The following is a 407-nucleotide window of genomic DNA, read 5'->3' as shown; positions in this document are numbered from 1 at the left end:
AGCGGGTGTCGGTCCCGTCGGGGACGGCGACGTGCTGGAGATCGTGATCGACGGTGTCGGCTCGATGAAGCTGCGCGTGCGTCAAGGCGAGCTTGGCGATCACCCGGTATGGGACGAAGCGAAAGCCGGCCTTGCGGTGTGATGCGAACGCGCTTGCCGCCACGCGTTTCAATGTCGTCCGTGCTGGACGAAACGAATAGAGGACAGTGATGTCACAAACCGTCACGCAGGCGCCCACTGCGCCAGAAGGTTTCTTCGAGGACCTGCATGCGCGCGCATTGTCGCCGGGCTGGGCCAAGAAAGCGCCGCAGATGTGGCCAACGCCGCGTCCGCGTTTCGTACCGGCCGTGTGGCGTTATGCCGATGCGCGCGCCGCGCTGGATGCAGCCTGCGCGTTCGTCTCGCCC

General features: G+C 65.6%; 1 pseudogene. It reads left to right on the top strand.

Annotated features, from left to right (window positions below):
• Nucleotides 1-209: 209 nt before the first annotated feature.
• A pseudogene (locus tag SB753_RS35025) lies at nucleotides 210-407 on the top strand (cupin); the annotation flags it as partial.

The sequence above is a fragment of the Paraburkholderia sp. SIMBA_053 genome, from assembly GCF_046534895.1.
In the GTDB taxonomy this organism is placed as follows: domain Bacteria; phylum Pseudomonadota; class Gammaproteobacteria; order Burkholderiales; family Burkholderiaceae; genus Paraburkholderia; species Paraburkholderia caledonica.
Note: the sequence above shows the minus strand (reverse complement) of the source record. Positions and strands in the feature narration are given on the sequence as shown.